Source organism: uncultured Psychroserpens sp. (assembly GCF_947503375.1).
Lineage (GTDB): Bacteria > Bacteroidota > Bacteroidia > Flavobacteriales > Flavobacteriaceae > Psychroserpens.
Genome location: NZ_CANNDQ010000003.1, coordinates 146,584 through 165,227 on the forward strand (window position 1 = coordinate 146,584; position 18,644 = coordinate 165,227).

The window sequence follows — 18,644 nt, forward strand, 5'->3', positions numbered from 1 at the left end:
GACAAAAATATTTAAAAAGTCACTCAAAAAACGTTAAATAATATTCAAAATTTCTGCGGCTTGTTTTAGTGTATCATCAGTTTTAGCAAAACAAAATCGTAAGACCTTATCATCTCTTTGATGCTCATTAAAAACAGAAAGTGGAATCGATGCAATACCATTTTCGGTAGTTAGTCGTTTTGCAAAATCAATGTCAGACTCGTCAGTAATATTTGAGTAATCCAATACCTGAAAATAAGTGCCTTTTGATGGTGTAAATTTGAATTTAGAACCTCTTATAAGATTTAAAAAGAAATCTCTTTTTTTTTGATAAAACTCTGATAACTCTATATAATGATTAGGCTCTTGTAAATAATCTGCCAATGCTTTTTGCGTAGGGTGGTGAACAGAGAAAACATTAAACTGGTGTACATTTCTAAAAGCTTGCATTAATGCTTTTGGAGCGCAGCAATACCCTATTTTCCAACCTGTATTATGAAATGTTTTGCCAAAAGACGCTGTAATAAAAGTTCGTTCCTTCAACCCTGAAAATCTACAAGCACTTTGATGTTGCTCATCATCAAAAATAATGTGTTCATATACTTCATCACTTAAAACTATGATATCTGTTCCATCAGTAAGTTCCTGTAGTTTGAACATGTCATTTTTATGTAATACAGCTCCACTTGGGTTGTGAGGTGTATTGATAATAATGAGTTTGGTATTTCCATTTATACACTGCTTGACATAAGTCCAGTTTATTTGGTATTTTGGAGCTTCGAGAGCAACAGTAATTGGTTTTCCTCCATTGAGTTGAATGGCAGGTTCGTAACAATCGTAAGCAGGTTTAAAGATAATGACTTCGTCATTTGGTTTTATAAACGTTGAAATAACGGTAAAAATAGCTTGAGTAGCACCAGCAGTAATTGTGATTTCATCTTCAGGATGATAACTTGTGTTATAGAGATGGTTAAATTTTTTAGAAATGGCTTTTCGTAATTCTAAGCTTCCAGGCATTGGGGCATACTGGTTATAACCTGAATTCATAGCTTTTGAAACACCATCAATTAACTTTTGATCACTTTTAAAATTAGGAAACCCTTGCGAAAGATTAATAGCATTGTGCTTATGAGCCAAAGCGCTCATTACTGAAAAAATTGAGGTCTCTATTTTAGTAAGTTTAGGTGTAAATTGCATAACGTAAATATACCAATATCATTTTTGCAATAAAATAATTTGTGCAACAAAGAGTTATACTATAAAACATAGTAATATCATCAAAATATTTTTACTTCTTACCCTAATTTTGTGCCTATCTTGCAACTTGAGCTCTGAAAACAAGATCGTTGCTAAACAGGTACATCATAAAGATCCTAATATGTCTCAACCACATGCAGAGATTGAAATACCAAGCATTGATTCAGTTATGCTTGGTATTAATTTCAAGGCTATGCGTGATTATGATGTTTTGATCAAAACGATTGATGCTGATCGCTCTTATTTTAAAAATTTATTTGAGACAAACCTAACAAAAGCCATAGATAGTGCATCTCTTTACTTGTATTCAAAGCTGTTAAACGAAATTGTGCCACATTGGTATGGAACAGAATGGGATTTTAATGGGCATACAAGCATTCCAAATCAAGGTGAAATTGCTTGTGGTTATTTTGTGTCGACAACTCTAAAACATTTAGGATTTAACCTTAACCGCTATGAGATGGCACAACAAGCTGGTATGGTAGAGGCTAGAATGTTACAGCCTAAACATGAGCTTAAGATATATTTTAATCTGTCTTATGAAGCACTAAAGCATAAAGTAAATTCGGTATATTCAGATGGTATCTATTTTGTTGGTTTAGATAACCATGTGGGTTATGTGTTACTGAAAAACAAAGAATTGTATTTTTTACATTCGAGCTATTATGATGATAGAGTGATGATAGAGTTAGCAGAAGATTCGCCTTGTTTCTCTTCTAATATATATGTGTTTGCAGAAATAACGAACAATAAATCATTGATTAAAAGTTGGATTTTGAACGAACGATTAATCGTTCCAAATAACTAATTGGCTATGAAAAGATTTCTATTCATACTGTTTTTTGCAGCCGTACACTTTGGGTTTTCACAATCTCAACCAAAAACCATTCATGTGTTTGTAGCGCTATGTGATAATGTTAATCAAGGCATCGTTCCTGTTCCAGCAAAACTAGGGAATGGTCAAGACATTAAAAGCAATTTGTATTGGTCTGCGCTTTATGGTGTGAAGACCTATTTTAAGAATAGTAAAGACTGGTCATTACTTTCTTCAGAAAAAGATATCACTAATCATATTCTTGAACGCGTATTGTTTAAACACAAGGCAACCAACACTTATCTTTTAGCTGATGCCTATGACGGAAAATATATTAAGCAAACTACAATAGATTTTCTAGAAGCATCCGCTGGACGAAATAAAATAGAATTAACCTATAATGGTCAAAAAATCACCTTTGGAGGCGATGCACAATTGGTATCTTATATTGGTCATGATGGACTCATGGAATTTGATGTTGAAGGGAATTTTAAACCCATTAACACCAATAAACGAGATGTTATTATTTTGGCATGTATTAGTAAGGATTATTTTAAGCCATATTTAGAACAAACCGAAGCAAACCCTTTGGTTTGGACCAATGGTTTAATGGCGCCTGAAGCCTATACTTTAAAATGGGCTATTGATGGTTGGATTCTAAATGAAACAGATAAAGAAATTAGTCTTCGTGCAGCAAAAGCATATAATCATTATCAAAAATGTGGGTTAAAAGGGGCTAAACAATTGTTGGTGAATGGGTATTAACTTCTCGATACAATTCCTCATACTTGTTCATTCGAAGCGACGTTATATTAATTCAAATTATGCCAAACAAAAAACCCTCACATTGCTGTAAGGGTTTTAATGTTTTGAGAGTTATCTTTTTAATATCTGTAATGTTCTGGTTTAAAAGGTCCGTCTTTAGTGACACCAATATATTCTGCTTGATCATCACGTAATTCAGTGAGCTCAACACCAATTTTCTCTAGGTGTAATTTTGCCACTTTTTCATCTAAATGTTTTGGTAACATGTATACATCGTTTCCATAAGCATCCGCATTATTCCATAATTCAATTTGAGCTAAGGTCTGGTTTGTAAATGAGTTACTCATTACAAAACTAGGATGACCAGTTGCACAGCCTAAATTCACTAAACGACCTTCAGCTAAAATAATGATGTCTTTCCCATTAACCGTATACTTATCTACTTGAGGTTTGATCTCAACTTTTGTGTTACCATGGTTGTCATTCAGCCAAGCCATATCAATTTCATTGTCAAAATGACCAATATTACAAACAATGGCCTTGTCTTTTAAAGCTTCAAAATGCTGCGATTGAACGATGTCTTTATTTCCTGTGGTGGTAATTACAATATCAGAATTTCCAATTACGGTTTCTAATCGTTTGACTTCAAAACCATCCATAGCGGCTTGTAAAGCACAGATTGGGTCAATTTCAGTCACTGTTACAATACTTCCAGCACCTTTAAAAGACGCAGCAGTGCCTTTACCAACATCACCATAACCACATACAGTAACACGTTTTCCTGCTAACATAATGTCGGTTGCACGACGAATGGCATCAACTGCACTTTCTTTACATCCATATTTATTATCAAATTTTGATTTCGTAACCGAGTCGTTCACGTTAATAGCTGGCATTGGAAGTGTTCCATTCTTTACACGTTCATACAAACGGTGAACACCAGTAGTAGTTTCTTCAGATAATCCGTTGATGCCTTCAGCTAATTCAGGATATTTATCTAAAACCATATTGGTTAGATCACCACCATCATCTAAGATCATATTTAATGGTTTGCGGTCTTCTCCAAAGAATAACGTTTGTTCAATACACCAATCAAATTCTTCTTCATTCATTCCTTTCCAAGCATAAACCGGTATTCCAGCATCGGCAACTGCAGCAGCAGCTTGATCTTGAGTAGAGAATATATTACAAGAACTCCAAGTAACTTCTGCACCTAATGCTATTAAAGTTTCGATTAAAACAGCAGTTTGAATGGTCATATGTAAACATCCTGCAATTCTAGCACCTTTAAGCGGTTGAGAGTCTTTATATTCTTCACGAAGACTCATTAGTCCTGGCATTTCAGCTTCTGCTAATTCAATTTCCTTTCTTCCCCAAGTTGCAAGAGACATGTCTTTTACTTTATAAGGTACGTAAGTCGATGTTTTTGTATTCATAATTATATCTTTGTATCTATATTTGCGTTTTGCGAATGCAAAGATAACCATTAAGTTTCAGATAATTAAATGCCACTTTATAAAACTATTCATCCAAACTCACAAACTACTGTTAAAATCTGGAAGATTACAGAGTCTTATGAAGATTTAATGAAGCCTTTGAATTTAAAATCCAATAGTTTAGAACGTGTCCTTGGAATGAAAAGTGAGTTACATCAACGTGGGTTTTTAAGTGTGCGCCATTTGTTGAGGGATTTTGGTTATACCGATCAGGATTTATATTATGATGATAATGGTAAACCACATTTAAAAGATGGTAAACATATTTCTATTACCCATTCATTTATATTCTCTGGGGTGATTATTAGTGAAACTGAAGTTGGTATAGATATTGAAAAACAACGCCAAAAAATTGCGATTATAGCTAAAAAGTTTGTGGACTACGAATTTAATTACCTTAATAAAAAGCATGAAACTTATATTAAAAAGTTAACTGTTATATGGGGAATTAAAGAATCACTCTATAAACTGTTTGCCACACCTGGCATGTTATTTAGAGCACATTTTTTGGTCATCCCATTTAAGCTAAAAGACGGAGAGACTATAGCATGGATAGATTATAAAGGGCAAAAATATAGATACCATACACATTTTTTAGAGTTTGAAGGGTTTACTTGTGCATTTGTGACGACTTAGATGAAAGCTATTTACAACAACATATTGCACAATGTTTCAAGAGATAAAAGACAATTAGCCGTTTTAATTGATCCGGATAAAATGAAACTTGAGCAGTTAAAGATGTTTATGCAAAAGCTCAATAAATCTATTACTACGCATATATTCGTAGGTGGAAGTATCGTTGATGATGATAGTACTGAGATTTTAGTAAAGCATATAAAACAGCTTACTCAATTACCTGTTGTTTTATTTCCTGGTGACGTAACACAAATCACAGACGAAGCTGACGCCTTGTTGTTTTTATCTTTAATATCAGGTGATAATCCTGATTATCTTATTGGGAAGCACATACAAGCTGTTTCAAAAATAAAAAGGTCTAATTTAGAAGTAATTCCAACAGGATATATATTAATTGAAAATGGCAAACCAACTTCAGTTGAAAGAGTGACCCAAACAAGACCTATATCAAGAACACATGTACGTCAAGTAATTGATACAGCAAAGGCAGGCGAATTATTAGGAATGCAGCTTATCTATCTTGAAGCTGGAAGCGGAGCCTTACATCCAGTACCAACTGAAATGATTAATTTAGTAAAGCAAGAACTAAGTATTCCTGTAATAGTAGGTGGAGGTATTAGAAGTAAAGTACAATTACAACAAGCTTATGCAGCAGGAGCAGATGTAGTTGTTATTGGTACCGCTTTTGAAGAAAACGACTCTTTTTTTGATGATTTAAAACGATAACTAACTATGACTATTTCTGTAGAATTAACGCTTACACCATTACACGACAATTACGAGCCTGCAATCATTCACTTCATAAAGCAACTAAGGTCATCAAATTTAAAAGTTCTCGAAAACCCGTTAAGCACACAAGTTTATGGTAATTATGATGAGGTAATGCAAGTACTTACTGTTGAAATCAAAGAAACATTTGAAATGATTGAAAATGGATTGCTTCATATGAAAATCGTTAAATCAGACAGATATAACTATGAGCCACATTTTTGAGTTCTTTTTTGTAACCTATCAAAATAGGCCAATTCATCTAATTACCCTTGAAGCTATTGCTTTCTTTTTTGGTATTGCTAGTGTTGTATATGCTAAAAAAGAGAATATTTTAGTGTATCCAACTGGACTTGTCGCAACAATCATTACGGTATATATTTTTTTGCATGATGAATTGATGGGTGACATGATGATGAACTTTTATTACTCAATAATGAGTCTTTATGGTTGGTGGAATTGGTCAAGAAAAAAAGACAATAAATATATTATTCCTATCTCTCGTACAAATATAAGGGAAAAGATGATCGGATTCGGAATGTTTCTATTAACCATGATGGTCACTTATTTGATTTACAAGGTTTACGGAACAGAAATAAATACATCTAATTATATTGATATTTTCACATCTGGAGTATTTTTTACTGCTATGTGGTTTATGGCAAATAAAAAATTAGAAAATTGGACACTTTGGATTTTTGCTGATATTATCACAGTACCACTTTATGCATATAGAGGTTGGGGAATGTTATCTTTACAATACTTAATATTTACCATTTTAGCAATACAAGGCTATTTAGTATGGAAGAAAAGTTTAAACAAATCGCAAGCGCTAACCCAAACTGTATAAAAGTTGTTTTATATGGCCCGGAATCTACAGGTAAAACCTCTTTGGCTAGAGCATTGGCTGAACACTATGACACGGTAGTTGTTGAAGAGTTTTCACGAATATATGCTCAAGCTAGACAAAATAAAGTATTGTCTAAAGCCGATGTTATTCCAATTGCGATTGGCCAAATGAATCTAGAAAATGAACAATTAGAAAAAGCCAATAAACTTTTGATTTGTGATACAGATTTACTTGAAACACAAGTCTATTCAGAATTTTATTATGATGGTTTCTGTCCGCGATTGGTAAAAAAATATGCTCAAAAAAACACATACGATTTATATTTTTTGACTTATATTGACACGGTTTGGAAAGCAGATGGAATTCGAGATTTACCAAACCAAAGATCACAGATGTTTATAGCTTTTGAACAAGCGCTAATTCAAGCCAATAAGCCTTATGTTACTATAAAAGGGAATTTTGAGGAGCGATTGAATATCTGTAAAGCCCAAATTGACAAACTATTAACACCATTACATTGAATTTTTCTACTGAAGACATACAACAAATTGAACATAAAGGTATTTCCTTAAAAAAGGTTCAACAACAAATTAAACTTTTTGAAAACGGTCTCCCTTACACAAACTTAGTTGCCGAAGCTACAATTGGCGATGGAATTTCACAGTTAACAGCTAACGAAATACAGTATTTTATCTCACAATTTGAAGAAAAAAAGAATGCAATTTCAATTTTGAAATTTGTCCCTGCCTCTGGAGCAGCAACACGAATGTTTAAATTTTTATTTCAATTCTTAGATGAGTACAATGTTGATAAGGAAAGTATAAATTCTTATATCAATAGGCGTAAAAATAAAGACTTATCTATATTTTTTATTGGTTTAGATAAATTTCCATTTTACCACATCGTACAAGAAAAACTTCAAGAATCACATTCAGATTTTAATACACTATCTATCGATAAGCAAAGATTAAAATTTGTAGAGATGATGTTAGATACTACAAAGTTGAATTATGGTAATTATCCAAAAGGATTATTACCATTCCATAAATATAAAAACCAAATTATTTCTACGGCTTTTGAAGAGCATCTTTATGAGTCTGCATTGTATTCGTCAAGTAACGAAGCAACAAAATTACACTTTACAATATCTGAAAGATACAATCATAAATTTGATGAAGAATTTACACGAATAGAAAAGAAAGTTGAAGATAAAACGGGATCTAAGTTCGATATTTCGTTCTCATACCAAAAAGAATCTACAGATACCATTTCGGTGACGCCAAAGAATAAACCTTTTAGAGACGATGACGGATCTTTGCTTTTTAGACCTTCTGGTCATGGCGCTTTGATAGAAAACTTGAATGATTTAGATGCAGATATCATCTTTATAAAAAATATTGATAACGTCGTAACTTACAAGTATAAAGATGAAGTTGCTAAGTATAAAAAAGTATTAGCAGGTATCTTATTAGAGGTGCAGGAACGGGCTTTTTCATATTTAAAAAAATTAGAGACCAGCCAACTTTCAGAAGAAGAGCTTATTGAAATTGGCGAATTTTTAGTTAATAAGATGAACGTTAAAATAAGCGCTGAATTTGAAAAATATTCACTTAAATATCAAATTGAGTATTTGGCTGAAAAATTGAATAGACCCATTCGAGTTTGTGGAATGGTGAAAAATGAAGGAGAACCAGGAGGAGGTCCTTTTTGGATTAAAGACGAAAGTGGCAATATTTCACTTCAAATTGTTGAATCTGCACAAATCAATAAGAAGAGCAAGCATCAAAAGGATATATTAAAGAACGCAACACATTTTAATCCAGTTGATTTGGTGTGCGGAATCAAAAATCAAAAAGGAGAAAAGTTTGATCTTAAGAAATTTGTAGATGCTAAAGCAGCTTTTATAACCATGAAAACCAAAACAGGAAAAGATCTTAAAGCATTAGAGCTTCCAGGGCTTTGGAATGGTAGCATGGCTAACTGGAATACTATTTTTGTAGAAGTTCCTCTTATAACATTCAACCCGGTTAAAACGGTAAATGATTTATTAAAAGCACCGCATCAAATTAAATGATAGATGAAAAAGCCATATTGAACGAACTTAGTTTTAAAGCTATAAGAAGTTCGGGAGCAGGAGGTCAACACGTTAATAAAACATCATCAAAGATTGAGTTGAATTTTAACGTGCAAGAGTCTGAAGCCTTAACCATAAGTCAAAAAGAACAGCTTAATAAACGCATTCAAACTAGATTGACAAAAGAAGGTGTGCTCATTATGCAATGCGAGGAGAGTAGAAGCCAACACCGTAATAAAGCTATAATAATTCAGCGGTTTTTAGAATTTATTAAAACAAATTTAATTGAAGACAAAGAACGAATTCTAACCAAAACACCAAAGGCGGTTATAAAAAAGCGCTTGACTAATAAACGCAAAAATGCTGAAAAGAAGGCCAATAGAAAACCTCCAGAAATTAGTTGAATAAAAAGTTGGTCGTTATTGATGCTCAAATGATAAATCTATTTTATCTTTGCATCGTTCTCAAAAAGGGGTGCCTATTATCGGCTGAGATCATACCCATTGAACCTAGAACAGGTAATGCTGTTTAGGAAAACGAACGTCAATGAAATAGAATATTTTACAGGTAGAAATGCTTTATTTGTATTCTAAGGCAACGTTCAAATTTTAATTTTTAACCAAGAATAATGACCTCTTTTATTCGATTATTTACATATAGTCGTATGAAAAATTTATTCGCTTTTTTATTTCTTTTTATACTTTCGTATAATACATTTTCACAAGAGCAAAAACAAGATTCTACTAAGGTAGAAAAATTAGACGAAGTTCTCGTTAAAGCTGTTAGAGTAGAGGCTACTTCACCAATTACGCACACTAATGTCACTAAAAAAGAATTGGCAAAGCGTAACTTAGGGCAAGACATTCCGGTGCTTTTAAACTTTTTACCATCAGTTGTAACTACTACAGATGCTGGAGCTGGAGTTGGGTATACAGGGATTAGAGTGCGTGGGATCAATGCACAATCAACTAATGTGACCATAAATGGAATTCCTTACAATGATGCCGAATCGTTAGGTACATTTTGGGTTAATTTAGGTGATTTTGCTTCTTCAGTAGAAAGCTTACAATTACAACGAGGTGTTGGAACATCTACCAACGGCTCTGGAGCTTTTGGTGCCAGTATTAATGTGTTAACAGATGCGGTTTCAAATGAAGCTAAAGGTGAAATTTCAAATTCTTTTGGAAGTTTTAATACTAGAAAGCATACCATCAAATACAGTACAGGATTATTAAATGATCATATTGAAATTGCTGGACGTTTATCAAATATTAGATCTGATGGCTATATAGATCGAGCTGAAACAGATTTAAAATCTTATTTCCTTCAGGCTTCTTATATCGACAACAATACCCTTATCAAAGCTTTGGTTTTTGGTGGTCAAGAAGTGACTTATCAAGCTTGGAATGGTATAGATGCTGAAACTTTAGCTACGAATAGAACCTTTAATCCTTCTGGTATTTATACCGATGTTAATGGTAACACACGTTTTTATGATAATGAGGTTGATAATTATAATCAAGACCATTATCAATTGCATTGGAATCAGCGTTATAATAATAGGTGGTCAACAAATATTGGTTTGAATTACACCTATGGAAGAGGTTATTTTGAGCAATATCGTGAAGATGAAGACTTTTCAGATTATAACTTGACGCCGTTACAAATCGGCGGTGAAACTATAAGCACTACAGATTTGATTAGAAGGCGATGGTTAGACAATGATTTTTATGTAATTAATACTAGTGCAAACTATAAAGACAATCAAATTAATTTGATCTTTGGAACGTCTTACAGTTTTTATGATGGCGATCATTTTGGGGAGATTATCTGGTCTGAATTTGCTAGTAATAGTGAAATTAGAGATCGATATTATGAAGGTAATGGTCAAAAATCAGATTTTAGTGTGTTTTCTAAAGCAACCTATCGTGTTAACAATAAAATAAGTCTATATGGCGACTTGCAATTGCGTTTGGTAGGTTATGAAACTTCAGGTTTAACTTCTGATAGAATCCCATTTAATGTTGATGAAAGTTATAGTTTTTTCAATCCTAAAGCTGGAGTTACATATAAATTCAACAATAAAAACAGCTTATATTTTTCTTATGCAAGAGCAAATAGAGAACCTAATAGAGATGATTTTGAAAATAATGAAACAGTTAAGCCAGAACAACTTAATGATTTTGAATTCGGCTGGAGACACAATGCTCAAAAATTCAGAATATATGTTAATGGCTATTATATGCTATACAACGAACAGTTGGTTTTAACGGGCGAAATAGATAACGTTGGAAACCCAATTAGAGCTAATAGTGGTGATAGTTACCGTTTAGGTTTAGAAGTCGATGCAACAATAGCTATTACCGAAAAATTCTCTGTACAGCCCAATTTTACCTTAAGCTCAAATAAAAATGCTGAAACTTTTGAGTCTGTCAATGGTCGATTATTTAATTTAGGTGAAACTGACATTTCATTTTCTCCAGAATTCATTGCAGCTAATGCTTTGGTATTTCAACCAAGAGAAGGGTTTCAAATGTCGTTATTGAGTAAGTATGTTGGAGAGCAATTTATGGGGAATACCGAAAACCCAGATTCTAAGTTAGACAGCTATTTTATTAATGATTTTAACGTGACTTATGAATGGAAGCCTAAATCAATCTTTAAGTCAATTGTATTTTCTGGATTGGTAAATAATATATTAAACGAAAAATATGTGTCCAATGGATATTTTGGATCATTTGATTTTGAAGACTCATCAAGTACCACAGGGATTTCAACTGGGTATTTTGCTGGATTCTATCCGCAAGCAACGACTAACTTTTTATTAGGACTAAGCTTGAATTTTTAAGAAGTTTTTTTATGAGGTAAAGGCCTCATTAAAGAAAACACTCAAACGAATAGTTTGAGTGTTTTCTGCTTGTCTTAATTACTAACGATCAAATTAGATCCAGATAATGTAACGCGATATTCTCTAAGTCCACACGGTAATTCCTCTCCAAAGGCTTGGCCTGTAAGTAAATCGTATTCATTTTCATCTGGGCAACCACAAATAACTTTAATACCATCTAAGGCAAGTAGTGAGCAGCCATTTGGCGCGTGATTAGGATCTGAAGCATCCCAAGCTCTAAAGTTATCATTGCCAATATTGGTAACATAAATACCAGCGTTTCCTTGATTAGGTACATAGACAGAATTTGTAGAAAACATTAGCTGACTGTATTCTGGCAGATTAAGATTAAGTGTTGCACTAACATTAACATTTAGTAAAAAATTACAATTATTTACGTTGTCGTCGTCATTTTTGCAACTGGTTAAAATTACAAGAGCTAAAATGATGAGAATATTTTTCATAGTGTCATTAAATTTTGAGCGCAATTTACAATATTTTAAAGGTTGAAATAAATATTTTGTATCTTTGTATTTTAAATCTCGTGTGGGCGAGATTTTTTTTTATTCTGAATAAATTTCGGATTCTTTTTTACTATTAAACGATTGAACTATGAGTAAAGTATCTTATTATACTGCTGAAGGATTAAAAAAGTTAAGAGATGAGTTAAGACAACTCAAAGATATCGAGCGTCCAAAGGCATCTCAGGCCATAGCTGAAGCTAGAGATAAAGGTGATTTAAGTGAAAATGCAGAGTATGATGCCGCTAAAGAGGCACAAGGATTATTAGAGATGAAGATTTCAAAACTTGAGGAAACATTATCTGGAGCTCGTTTAATTGATGAATCACAATTAGATAACTCTAAAGTATTGGTGTTATCTAAAGTGAAGATAAAAAACCAAACCAATGGAATGGAAGTGACCTACACTTTAGTTGCTGATGGTGAAGCAGATTTAGCTTCAGGTAAGATTTCTGTGAATTCACCTATAGGAAAAGGGTTATTAGGAAAATCTGTTGGAGAAGTTGCTGAGGTGCAAGTGCCTAATGGGATAATGAAATTTGATATTATAGAGATCAGTAGATAGATTTTGATTTGAGACCGTATTTGTCTTTAAAGCATCTACTTAATTATATATTCAGATAAAAGATTCCTCATCTAAAGGAATCTTTTTTATCTTTATAGAGACTCTAATAAAGATACCATGGCATCAATATTCACAAAAATCATCACTGGTGAAATTCCTTGTTACAAAGTTGCCGAAACCCAAGATTACTTAGCTTTTTTAGATATTAATCCAAATGCTAAAGGTCACACACTATGTATTCCTAAAAAAGAAGTAGATAAAATATTTGATCTTGATGAAGCGTCTTATCATGGCTTATTAGAATTTTCTCGTCAAGTAGCCATAGCTATAGAAAAAGCAGTTCTATGCAAACGTGTTGGTATGACTGTTATCGGTTTAGAAGTTCCACATGCACATGTGCACTTGATTCCTCTTAATACTATGGAGGATGCACGTTTCTTAAATAAAGTAAGTTTAGAAAAAGAAGAGTTTGACGCTATAGCAGTTAGAATTGCATCGTTTTTGTAGTTAGAACGAAAGTATTCCAGTTATAAAAAGTAAAATCACAACAAGCAGAATAGCATCAAGTAGTATAACTACCCAAGCCAGTTGTTTTAATTTTAAAGATTTGGGTTTAGGATTTATGGCTCGTTCTTGATAAGCTACCACTTGCTCAATATCATCAGTCCATCTTACAGGAAAAATAGTGGTATGGCATGTGTGGCAATACATTTCGTTTTTGGTCTCTTCTGTAATTGCTTTGTAGAATGCATTTTCAACAAATTTTTGCTTAAAAGTTAGTTCTAAACCTTCATTAGAGTAACACTCAGGACAATTGTTATTAAGCCTTACTTCCTTTAACGTAAAATATTGTTGTTTTTTCATGATTATTAAATCAAGATAGTAATTTTAATGAAATTTGCATTGTAGTTCCTTTTCCAATTTCAGAATGGAGAACTTTAATTTTTCCGTTGTGATAATCTTCTATAATTCGTTTAGCTAAAGAAAGACCCAATCCCCAACCACGCTTTTTTGTGGTATAACCTGGTTGGAAAATAGCATTGTAGTTTTGTTTTGAAATTCCTTTCCCAGTGTCTTGAACAGTAATTTTCACATATTTATCATCATTGGTAATGGCAAGCTTCAATGTGCCTTTACCTTTCATAGCATCAATGGCATTTTTTACTAAATTTTCAATAGTCCAGCTATACAATTGTTGATTGAGATTTACGTACAGATTGTGGTTTGGAGAGGTGATTTCAAAATCAATTAATTTTGAAGATCTAGTTTTAAGGTACTCAAAAGAATCTATGGTTTCTTTAACAATATCTGTTTTCCCTAACGTAGGCACAGATCCAATTTTACTAAAACGATCTGTTATGGTTTGTAATCTCGAAATATCTTTTTCAATTTCTATTAGGTATTCGGGATTAACCCTCTCATTTCTTAAAATTTCGGTCCAACCTACAAGTGATGATAACGGCGTGCCAATTTGATGGGCTGTTTCTTTAGCCATACCAGTCCAGAGTTTATTCTGGTCGGCAGTTTTTGCACTTTTGTAAAAGAAGTAAGCTACAGCTGCAAATAAAAATATAATTAAAAGTAAGGCTAAAGGGTAGTATTTTAATTTATTCAAAAGTGGAGAATTACCATAATATAATATGCTAGTTTGATGGTCTAGATAATCGGTTTGAATGGGTTGGTTTTCAGCTTCGAGTTTTAAAATAAGGCTTTTAAGATAAGTAGAATCTTTGATTTTTTCTTCATCTAGATTTCTTGAGCTAATCACATTATGAAGTGAATCAACCAAAAGCATAGGTGTTGTTACAGTTGAGTCTATAACAATATGTTCAGCAACGGGATTTATCTCTGCATCGCTTTCAAAAAAGTTTTTAGAATATTCGCTGAAAGCAAACGTCCAATTTTCCATTTTGGTTCGCTCTTCAGCTTTAAAATGTTGAAAAAACGTATAGGTATTCCAGAGAATTAACGAAATGATTATAAACGATGTCGCTATAATGCTCCAACGCTTCATATTTCGGTTTATGGTAAGTGCCATTAACTATAATTTTGAATCTTAAATATAAAGGATTTATGTTAATAATATTGTGTTCTGATGTGGTGAATTCATTTTTATAACATTTACAATATGGTTACATTTGCATTTCAATATCTTGAAATGTTTGTATTTAAGAGAAGAAACATGATCAGAAATGGCATCCTTTAATCCAAAAGACATATCAACAGGGCGACTACATGGATACTTGCTAAGTGCAGTAGCTCCCAGACCTATCGCTTTTGCTAGTACATTGGACCTTGAAGGAAACCCCAATTTATCACCTTTTAGTTTTTTCAATGTATTTAGTGCTAATCCACCAATACTAATATTCTCGCCAGCAAGACGCGTGAGAAATAATACTACGAAGCATACCTTAGAAAATGCTGAAGCAACAAAAGAGGTCGTAATTAATGTGGTGAACTATGATATTGTGCAACAAATGTCGTTAAGTAGTACTGAGTACCCAAAAGGCGTGAATGAGTTTAAAAAATCAGGTCTAACGATGTTAGAGTCTGATACAGTAAAACCATATCGAGTTGCGGAGTCACCTGTTCAGTTTGAGTGTAAAGTAAACGATATCATAAAACTTGGAAATGAAGGAGGTGCTGGAAATTTGATCATCTGTGAGGTGCTAAAGTTGCATATCGACGATTCTGTTTTAGACGACAAGCAAACTATAGTTCAAGAAAAATTAGATTTGGTAGCCAGAGCAGGTGGGAGTTATTACAATAGAGCAAAAAAAGGATTTTTTGAAATTCCAAAGCCTATTTCTACTTTAGGAATTGGTGTTGATGCAATGCCTTCAACTGTTAGGAACAGTATGATTCTAACAGGGAATGATTTAGGAATGTTGGGCAATGTAGAAGTCCTACCAACAAAAGAGGATATAAACGAATTTATCAATACAGTAAGTGAGCGCTATCCTAATATAAAAGAAATGTCTCATCGTGAAAAGCATAAAATTGCCAGAAACTATTTAAGTTATGGAGACGTTGATAGTGCGTGGAAATTATTATTATCGTAATATAGAAGAACAATCTAAAATTAAATATAAGTAAGAATAAAAATGGAAGTACAAGGAAAAATCAAAATGATTGGCGAAACTCAAACGTTTGGAAGTAATGGGTTTAGAAAGAGAGAATTGGTAGTAACTACAGAAGAACAATATCCACAACATATTTTGGTTGAATTTGTTCAAGACAAAACAGATTTGTTAAATAACTTTCAAGTTGGACAAAATGTAAAGGTTAATATTAATCTTAGAGGTAGAGAATGGGTGAATCCACAAGGTGAAACAAAATACTTTAACTCAGTACAAGGATGGAGAATAGAAGGTCTTCAAGCTGCGGCAGATAATATGCCACCAGTAGCACCAACTGAAGCATTTGAACCAGCAACTAATCTAAATGAAGAGGATCATGATGATCTTCCTTTCTAGAAATGCAAAAGCGCTGCTAATAAAGTTTCTTTATTAAGACATTAAAAACCTCAATAGAATTATTGAGGTTTTTTAATTTAAAAACAATATACTACAGTGCTATGAGATTTTTAACAAAAGACATTATATTTCCTGAGGTCTCTGAGGCTTCAAGAGAAGGCTTACTTGCAGTTGGAGGCGATTTGTCACTCAAACGGTTAATACTAGCCTACGAAAGTGGAATTTTCCCATGGTTTGATGTTGAAGAACCTATATTATGGTGGTCACCTGACCCACGTTTTGTATTGTTTCCAGAAAAATTAAAAATCTCAAAGAGTATGAAGCAAGTTCTACGAAATAATGATTTTAAGGTCACTATTAATAAAGCTTTTGAAGCAGTAATTAATAACTGTTCAAAAATTAAGAGAGATGGCCAGCAAGGCACATGGATTACTGATAACCTAAAAGAAGCTTATATCAAACTACATAAGAAAGGTTTTGCCAAGTCAATTGAAGTTTGGCTGGGTGATGATCTGGTTGGTGGATTGTATGGTGTAGATATCAATAATGGTGTGTTTTGTGGTGAGAGTATGTTCAGTAAAGTAAGTAATGCAAGCAAAGTAGGGTTTATTACATTTGTTCAAAACGCAAACTATAAATTAATAGACTGTCAAGTCTATACCAATCACCTAGAGAGTTTAGGTGCTGAAGACATTTCTAGAGCTGAATTTTTAACGTTTTTAAATTAAATCTTTAACTCTATTGATGTGTTGAAGAACAGTGTCTCTTCAGTTGTAATATTTAACCTATCCAATCTGAGCTCTAACCCTAGCTCTATATTCAAATCATCAGATAAAAGCATACCAATAGAGGGAGAAAGACGATATTCAATTTCAGGTTTGAATGAATGCGCGCTCGTAAATAACCCTTCGTTTGAAACAATAAAATAAGTTTCACCTACATCTAGTTTTAAACCTTGTAAGGGAACATCTAATGCCAGTCTATATCTAAATCGAAATGCAGTAAAAGAATCATAGAATCGCTGTTCGCTTCTAAAACGATGACCAAAACGTAAAGTTTTGAAAATAGATTTTTTATTGAACTGTTGGGTGAGTCTAATCTCGTTGCTTGAGTCTTCAAAAGCACCTCGATTTCTATACATCAAACCAAGAGCTACACTACTCTTTAAATTCAGTTTTAACGTAGAGAAGTGAGCAATTTGAATTTGCCTAGTCTTATATAAAAGCTCATTATTTGTATAAATGAAAGCACGTGTGCTTAATTCAAAATTAGTACTGTAAGTGTTATTGAAGTTACGCCTTAAAGCAAACGCATTTTCACTGAATACTTCAGTATCATTCTGAGCATTAACACCAACAGATACAAACAAAAAAACAAAGCTGATGACTTTAGTACATAATGTATTCATAACTGTCTTGTTGTAATACTCTTGCGTTTAAAAACTTGCCGTTGGAGTTAAAAGTCATTTCTTTAATAACCCATATTTTGGCTGACTTTAAAGCGACAATAACCTCATAATTTGAAGAAAGTTCATCTCTTTGCTCCAAGATTGAACTCAAAAACTGAGTTTCCAAAACAGTTTCAGAATAGTTGTATTGTTCTTGGATTTTAATGATCTCATATGAGTCTGAATTGCCATCTAGATATGATTTTATATGCGATTTTATAGTAGTGCTCAGTTCTTTTTCTTTCACTAAAATTTCAATGTCTTCTATAGAGCCTTTATTATTAAATTCAACACTAAACCAATTTCCTCGATACTTAAATTTACTTTCAAAACTCAATTTATCACCATCAGTTTCTCTGTAATGTCTAATTCGCTTAGCTTTTTCAGGTATTTTACTTAATGTAGCTTTAGCTTTTTCAGGAAATTCAGTTAATTGTATTCTCGATTCTTTTTCATTTTTGGTTTGGGCAAAACTATTTACCACAAAGAGGAATGTTATTAAAAGGGAAACCGAATTAAACTTCATCATATCGAAAACAATTTGTTTCATGATCATTAACCATTCCAGTAGCTTGCATATGAGCATATACTACTGTAGTTCCTACGAATTTAAAACCACGTTTTTTCAAATCTTTGCTAATGGTATCACTCAAAGGAGTATTGGCTGGAGCATTTCGGTAATCTCTAAATGTGTTTTTAATAGGGACACCATTTACAAAATTCCAAATATATTTTGAAAATGAACCAAATTCTTCTTGAACTTTCATGAATGCTTGTGCATTAGTGACGGTAGCATTTACTTTGAGCTTATTTCTAATAATACCTGCATCTTGAAGTAAATCGTCAATTTTTTTTTGATCGTATTTGGCTATTTTTTTATAATCGAAATGGTCAAATGCTTTCCTGAAATTTTCACGTTTTCTCAAAACAGTGATCCAACTTAAACCAGCTTGAAAGGTTTCTAAAATCAAAAATTCAAACAGTGTATGGTCATCTTTTACAGGAACGCCCCATTCGTTATCGTGATAAGTTTCGTAAAGAGTATCGCCTACGCACCATCCGCATCTATGTTTTTCCATAATAAAGTATATTGAAGTTTAAAAATAGTA

The 18,644-nt window shown here is 32.9% G+C and carries 23 protein-coding genes; 15 read left to right on the forward strand and 8 right to left on the reverse strand.

Features of this window, described 5'->3' with window-relative positions; genetic code table 11:
• Positions 1-33: 33 nt before the first annotated feature.
• On the reverse strand, positions 34-1,176 hold the full coding sequence (locus Q0876_RS06690; protein WP_299225407.1) for a methionine aminotransferase: 1,143 nt from the start codon (positions 1,174-1,176) through the stop codon (positions 34-36).
• A 127-nt stretch (positions 1,177-1,303) separates the two neighbouring features.
• On the opposite strand from Q0876_RS06690, the gene Q0876_RS06695 reads away from it, so the two are divergent.
• On the forward strand, positions 1,304-2,044 hold the full coding sequence (locus Q0876_RS06695; RefSeq protein WP_299225409.1) for a hypothetical protein: 741 nt from the start codon (positions 1,304-1,306) through the stop codon (positions 2,042-2,044).
• A gap of 6 nt (positions 2,045-2,050) precedes the next feature.
• Positions 2,051-2,815, forward strand: coding sequence for a hypothetical protein (locus Q0876_RS06700; RefSeq protein WP_299225411.1), 765 nt, complete (start codon positions 2,051-2,053; stop codon positions 2,813-2,815).
• Between the two features lie 119 nt (positions 2,816-2,934).
• On the opposite strand, the gene ahcY is transcribed toward Q0876_RS06700, so the two are convergent.
• The gene (gene ahcY, locus Q0876_RS06705; protein WP_299225413.1) at positions 2,935-4,251 is read right to left on the reverse strand and encodes an adenosylhomocysteinase; all 1,317 of its coding nucleotides are present in this window, start codon (positions 4,249-4,251) and stop codon (positions 2,935-2,937) included.
• Between the two features lie 69 nt (positions 4,252-4,320).
• Here ahcY and Q0876_RS06710 point away from each other — a divergent pair, with 69 nt between their 5' ends.
• From Q0876_RS06710 to Q0876_RS06745, 8 genes are all read left to right on the forward strand, one after another.
• On the forward strand, positions 4,321-4,947 hold the full coding sequence (locus tag Q0876_RS06710) for a 4'-phosphopantetheinyl transferase superfamily protein (RefSeq protein WP_299225415.1): 627 nt from the start codon (positions 4,321-4,323) through the stop codon (positions 4,945-4,947).
• Positions 4,948-5,673, forward strand: coding sequence for a geranylgeranylglyceryl/heptaprenylglyceryl phosphate synthase (locus Q0876_RS06715; protein WP_299225417.1), 726 nt, complete (start codon positions 4,948-4,950; stop codon positions 5,671-5,673).
• 6 nt (positions 5,674-5,679) lie between these two features.
• Positions 5,680-5,940: a thiamine-binding protein gene (locus tag Q0876_RS06720; RefSeq protein WP_299225419.1), complete on the forward strand. Its 261-nt coding sequence runs from the start codon at positions 5,680-5,682 to the stop codon at positions 5,938-5,940.
• Entirely contained in the window at positions 5,924-6,565 is a 642-nt protein-coding gene (gene pnuC / locus Q0876_RS06725; RefSeq protein ID WP_299225421.1) for a nicotinamide riboside transporter PnuC, read from the forward strand. Before Q0876_RS06720 ends, pnuC begins: the two co-directional genes overlap by 17 nt.
• On the forward strand, positions 6,517-7,086 hold the full coding sequence (locus Q0876_RS06730; protein WP_299225424.1) for an ATP-binding protein: 570 nt from the start codon (positions 6,517-6,519) through the stop codon (positions 7,084-7,086). Before pnuC ends, Q0876_RS06730 begins: the two co-directional genes overlap by 49 nt.
• Positions 7,083-8,639, forward strand: a complete 1,557-nt coding sequence (locus tag Q0876_RS06735) for a DUF4301 family protein (RefSeq protein ID WP_299225426.1) — start codon at positions 7,083-7,085, stop codon at positions 8,637-8,639. Before Q0876_RS06730 ends, Q0876_RS06735 begins: the two co-directional genes overlap by 4 nt.
• Positions 8,636-9,043: an alternative ribosome rescue aminoacyl-tRNA hydrolase ArfB gene (gene arfB, locus Q0876_RS06740; protein WP_299225428.1), complete on the forward strand. Its 408-nt coding sequence runs from the start codon at positions 8,636-8,638 to the stop codon at positions 9,041-9,043. The genes Q0876_RS06735 and arfB overlap by 4 nt, the downstream gene beginning before the upstream one ends.
• A 260-nt stretch (positions 9,044-9,303) precedes the next feature.
• A complete protein-coding gene (locus Q0876_RS06745) occupies positions 9,304-11,487 on the forward strand; it encodes a TonB-dependent receptor (protein WP_299225430.1) in 2,184 nt (727 codons plus the stop codon).
• Positions 11,488-11,561: 74 nt separating this feature from the next.
• Here Q0876_RS06745 and Q0876_RS06750 read toward each other — a convergent pair whose 3' ends face one another.
• The gene (locus tag Q0876_RS06750; RefSeq protein WP_299225432.1) at positions 11,562-11,990 is read right to left on the reverse strand and encodes a hypothetical protein; all 429 of its coding nucleotides are present in this window, start codon (positions 11,988-11,990) and stop codon (positions 11,562-11,564) included.
• A 148-nt stretch (positions 11,991-12,138) separates the two neighbouring features.
• Between Q0876_RS06750 and greA the strand changes: the two genes are divergently transcribed.
• Together greA and Q0876_RS06760 are read left to right on the forward strand one after the other, a co-directional pair.
• Positions 12,139-12,612 (forward strand): transcription elongation factor GreA, encoded by a 474-nt coding sequence (gene greA, locus Q0876_RS06755; RefSeq protein WP_299225434.1) that lies wholly within the window; start codon positions 12,139-12,141, stop codon positions 12,610-12,612.
• 117 nt (positions 12,613-12,729) lie between these two features.
• Positions 12,730-13,119 carry an HIT family protein gene (locus Q0876_RS06760; RefSeq protein ID WP_299225436.1) on the forward strand — a complete coding sequence of 130 codons (390 nt, stop codon included), beginning with the start codon at positions 12,730-12,732 and terminating at the stop codon, positions 13,117-13,119.
• Here the strand turns inward: Q0876_RS06760 and Q0876_RS06765 are convergent, their stop codons facing one another.
• Complete coding sequence (locus tag Q0876_RS06765; protein WP_299225438.1) at positions 13,120-13,476, reverse strand: hypothetical protein; 357 nt, start codon at positions 13,474-13,476, stop codon at positions 13,120-13,122.
• 10 nt (positions 13,477-13,486) lie between these two features.
• Positions 13,487-14,650: a HAMP domain-containing sensor histidine kinase gene (locus Q0876_RS06770; protein WP_299225440.1), complete on the reverse strand. Its 1,164-nt coding sequence runs from the start codon at positions 14,648-14,650 to the stop codon at positions 13,487-13,489.
• Positions 14,651-14,804: 154 nt separating this feature from the next.
• Here Q0876_RS06770 and Q0876_RS06775 point away from each other — a divergent pair, with 154 nt between their 5' ends.
• The 3 genes from Q0876_RS06775 to aat all read left to right on the forward strand — a co-directional run bounded on the left by Q0876_RS06775 (position 14,805) and on the right by aat (position 16,816).
• Positions 14,805-15,674 (forward strand): flavin reductase family protein, encoded by an 870-nt coding sequence (locus Q0876_RS06775; RefSeq protein WP_299225442.1) that lies wholly within the window; start codon positions 14,805-14,807, stop codon positions 15,672-15,674.
• Between the two features lie 42 nt (positions 15,675-15,716).
• Positions 15,717-16,088: a DUF3127 domain-containing protein gene (locus Q0876_RS06780; RefSeq protein WP_299225443.1), complete on the forward strand. Its 372-nt coding sequence runs from the start codon at positions 15,717-15,719 to the stop codon at positions 16,086-16,088.
• 101 nt (positions 16,089-16,189) lie between these two features.
• Positions 16,190-16,816 (forward strand): leucyl/phenylalanyl-tRNA--protein transferase, encoded by a 627-nt coding sequence (gene aat, locus Q0876_RS06785; RefSeq protein ID WP_299225445.1) that lies wholly within the window; start codon positions 16,190-16,192, stop codon positions 16,814-16,816.
• Here aat and Q0876_RS06790 read toward each other — a convergent pair.
• Genes Q0876_RS06790 through Q0876_RS06800 form a run of 3 tightly spaced genes read right to left on the reverse strand, consistent with a single transcriptional unit; the run spans position 16,813 to position 18,614 of the window.
• Positions 16,813-17,496 (reverse strand): DUF2490 domain-containing protein, encoded by a 684-nt coding sequence (locus Q0876_RS06790; RefSeq protein WP_299225447.1) that lies wholly within the window; start codon positions 17,494-17,496, stop codon positions 16,813-16,815. The genes aat and Q0876_RS06790 overlap by 4 nt on opposite strands.
• Entirely contained in the window at positions 17,477-18,064 is a 588-nt protein-coding gene (locus Q0876_RS06795; RefSeq protein WP_299225449.1) for a hypothetical protein, read from the reverse strand. Before Q0876_RS06795 ends, Q0876_RS06790 begins: the two co-directional genes overlap by 20 nt.
• Positions 18,051-18,614, reverse strand: a complete 564-nt coding sequence (locus tag Q0876_RS06800) for a DNA-3-methyladenine glycosylase I (protein ID WP_299225451.1) — start codon at positions 18,612-18,614, stop codon at positions 18,051-18,053. The genes Q0876_RS06795 and Q0876_RS06800 overlap by 14 nt, the downstream gene beginning before the upstream one ends.
• Between the last annotated feature and the right edge of the window lie 30 nt (positions 18,615-18,644).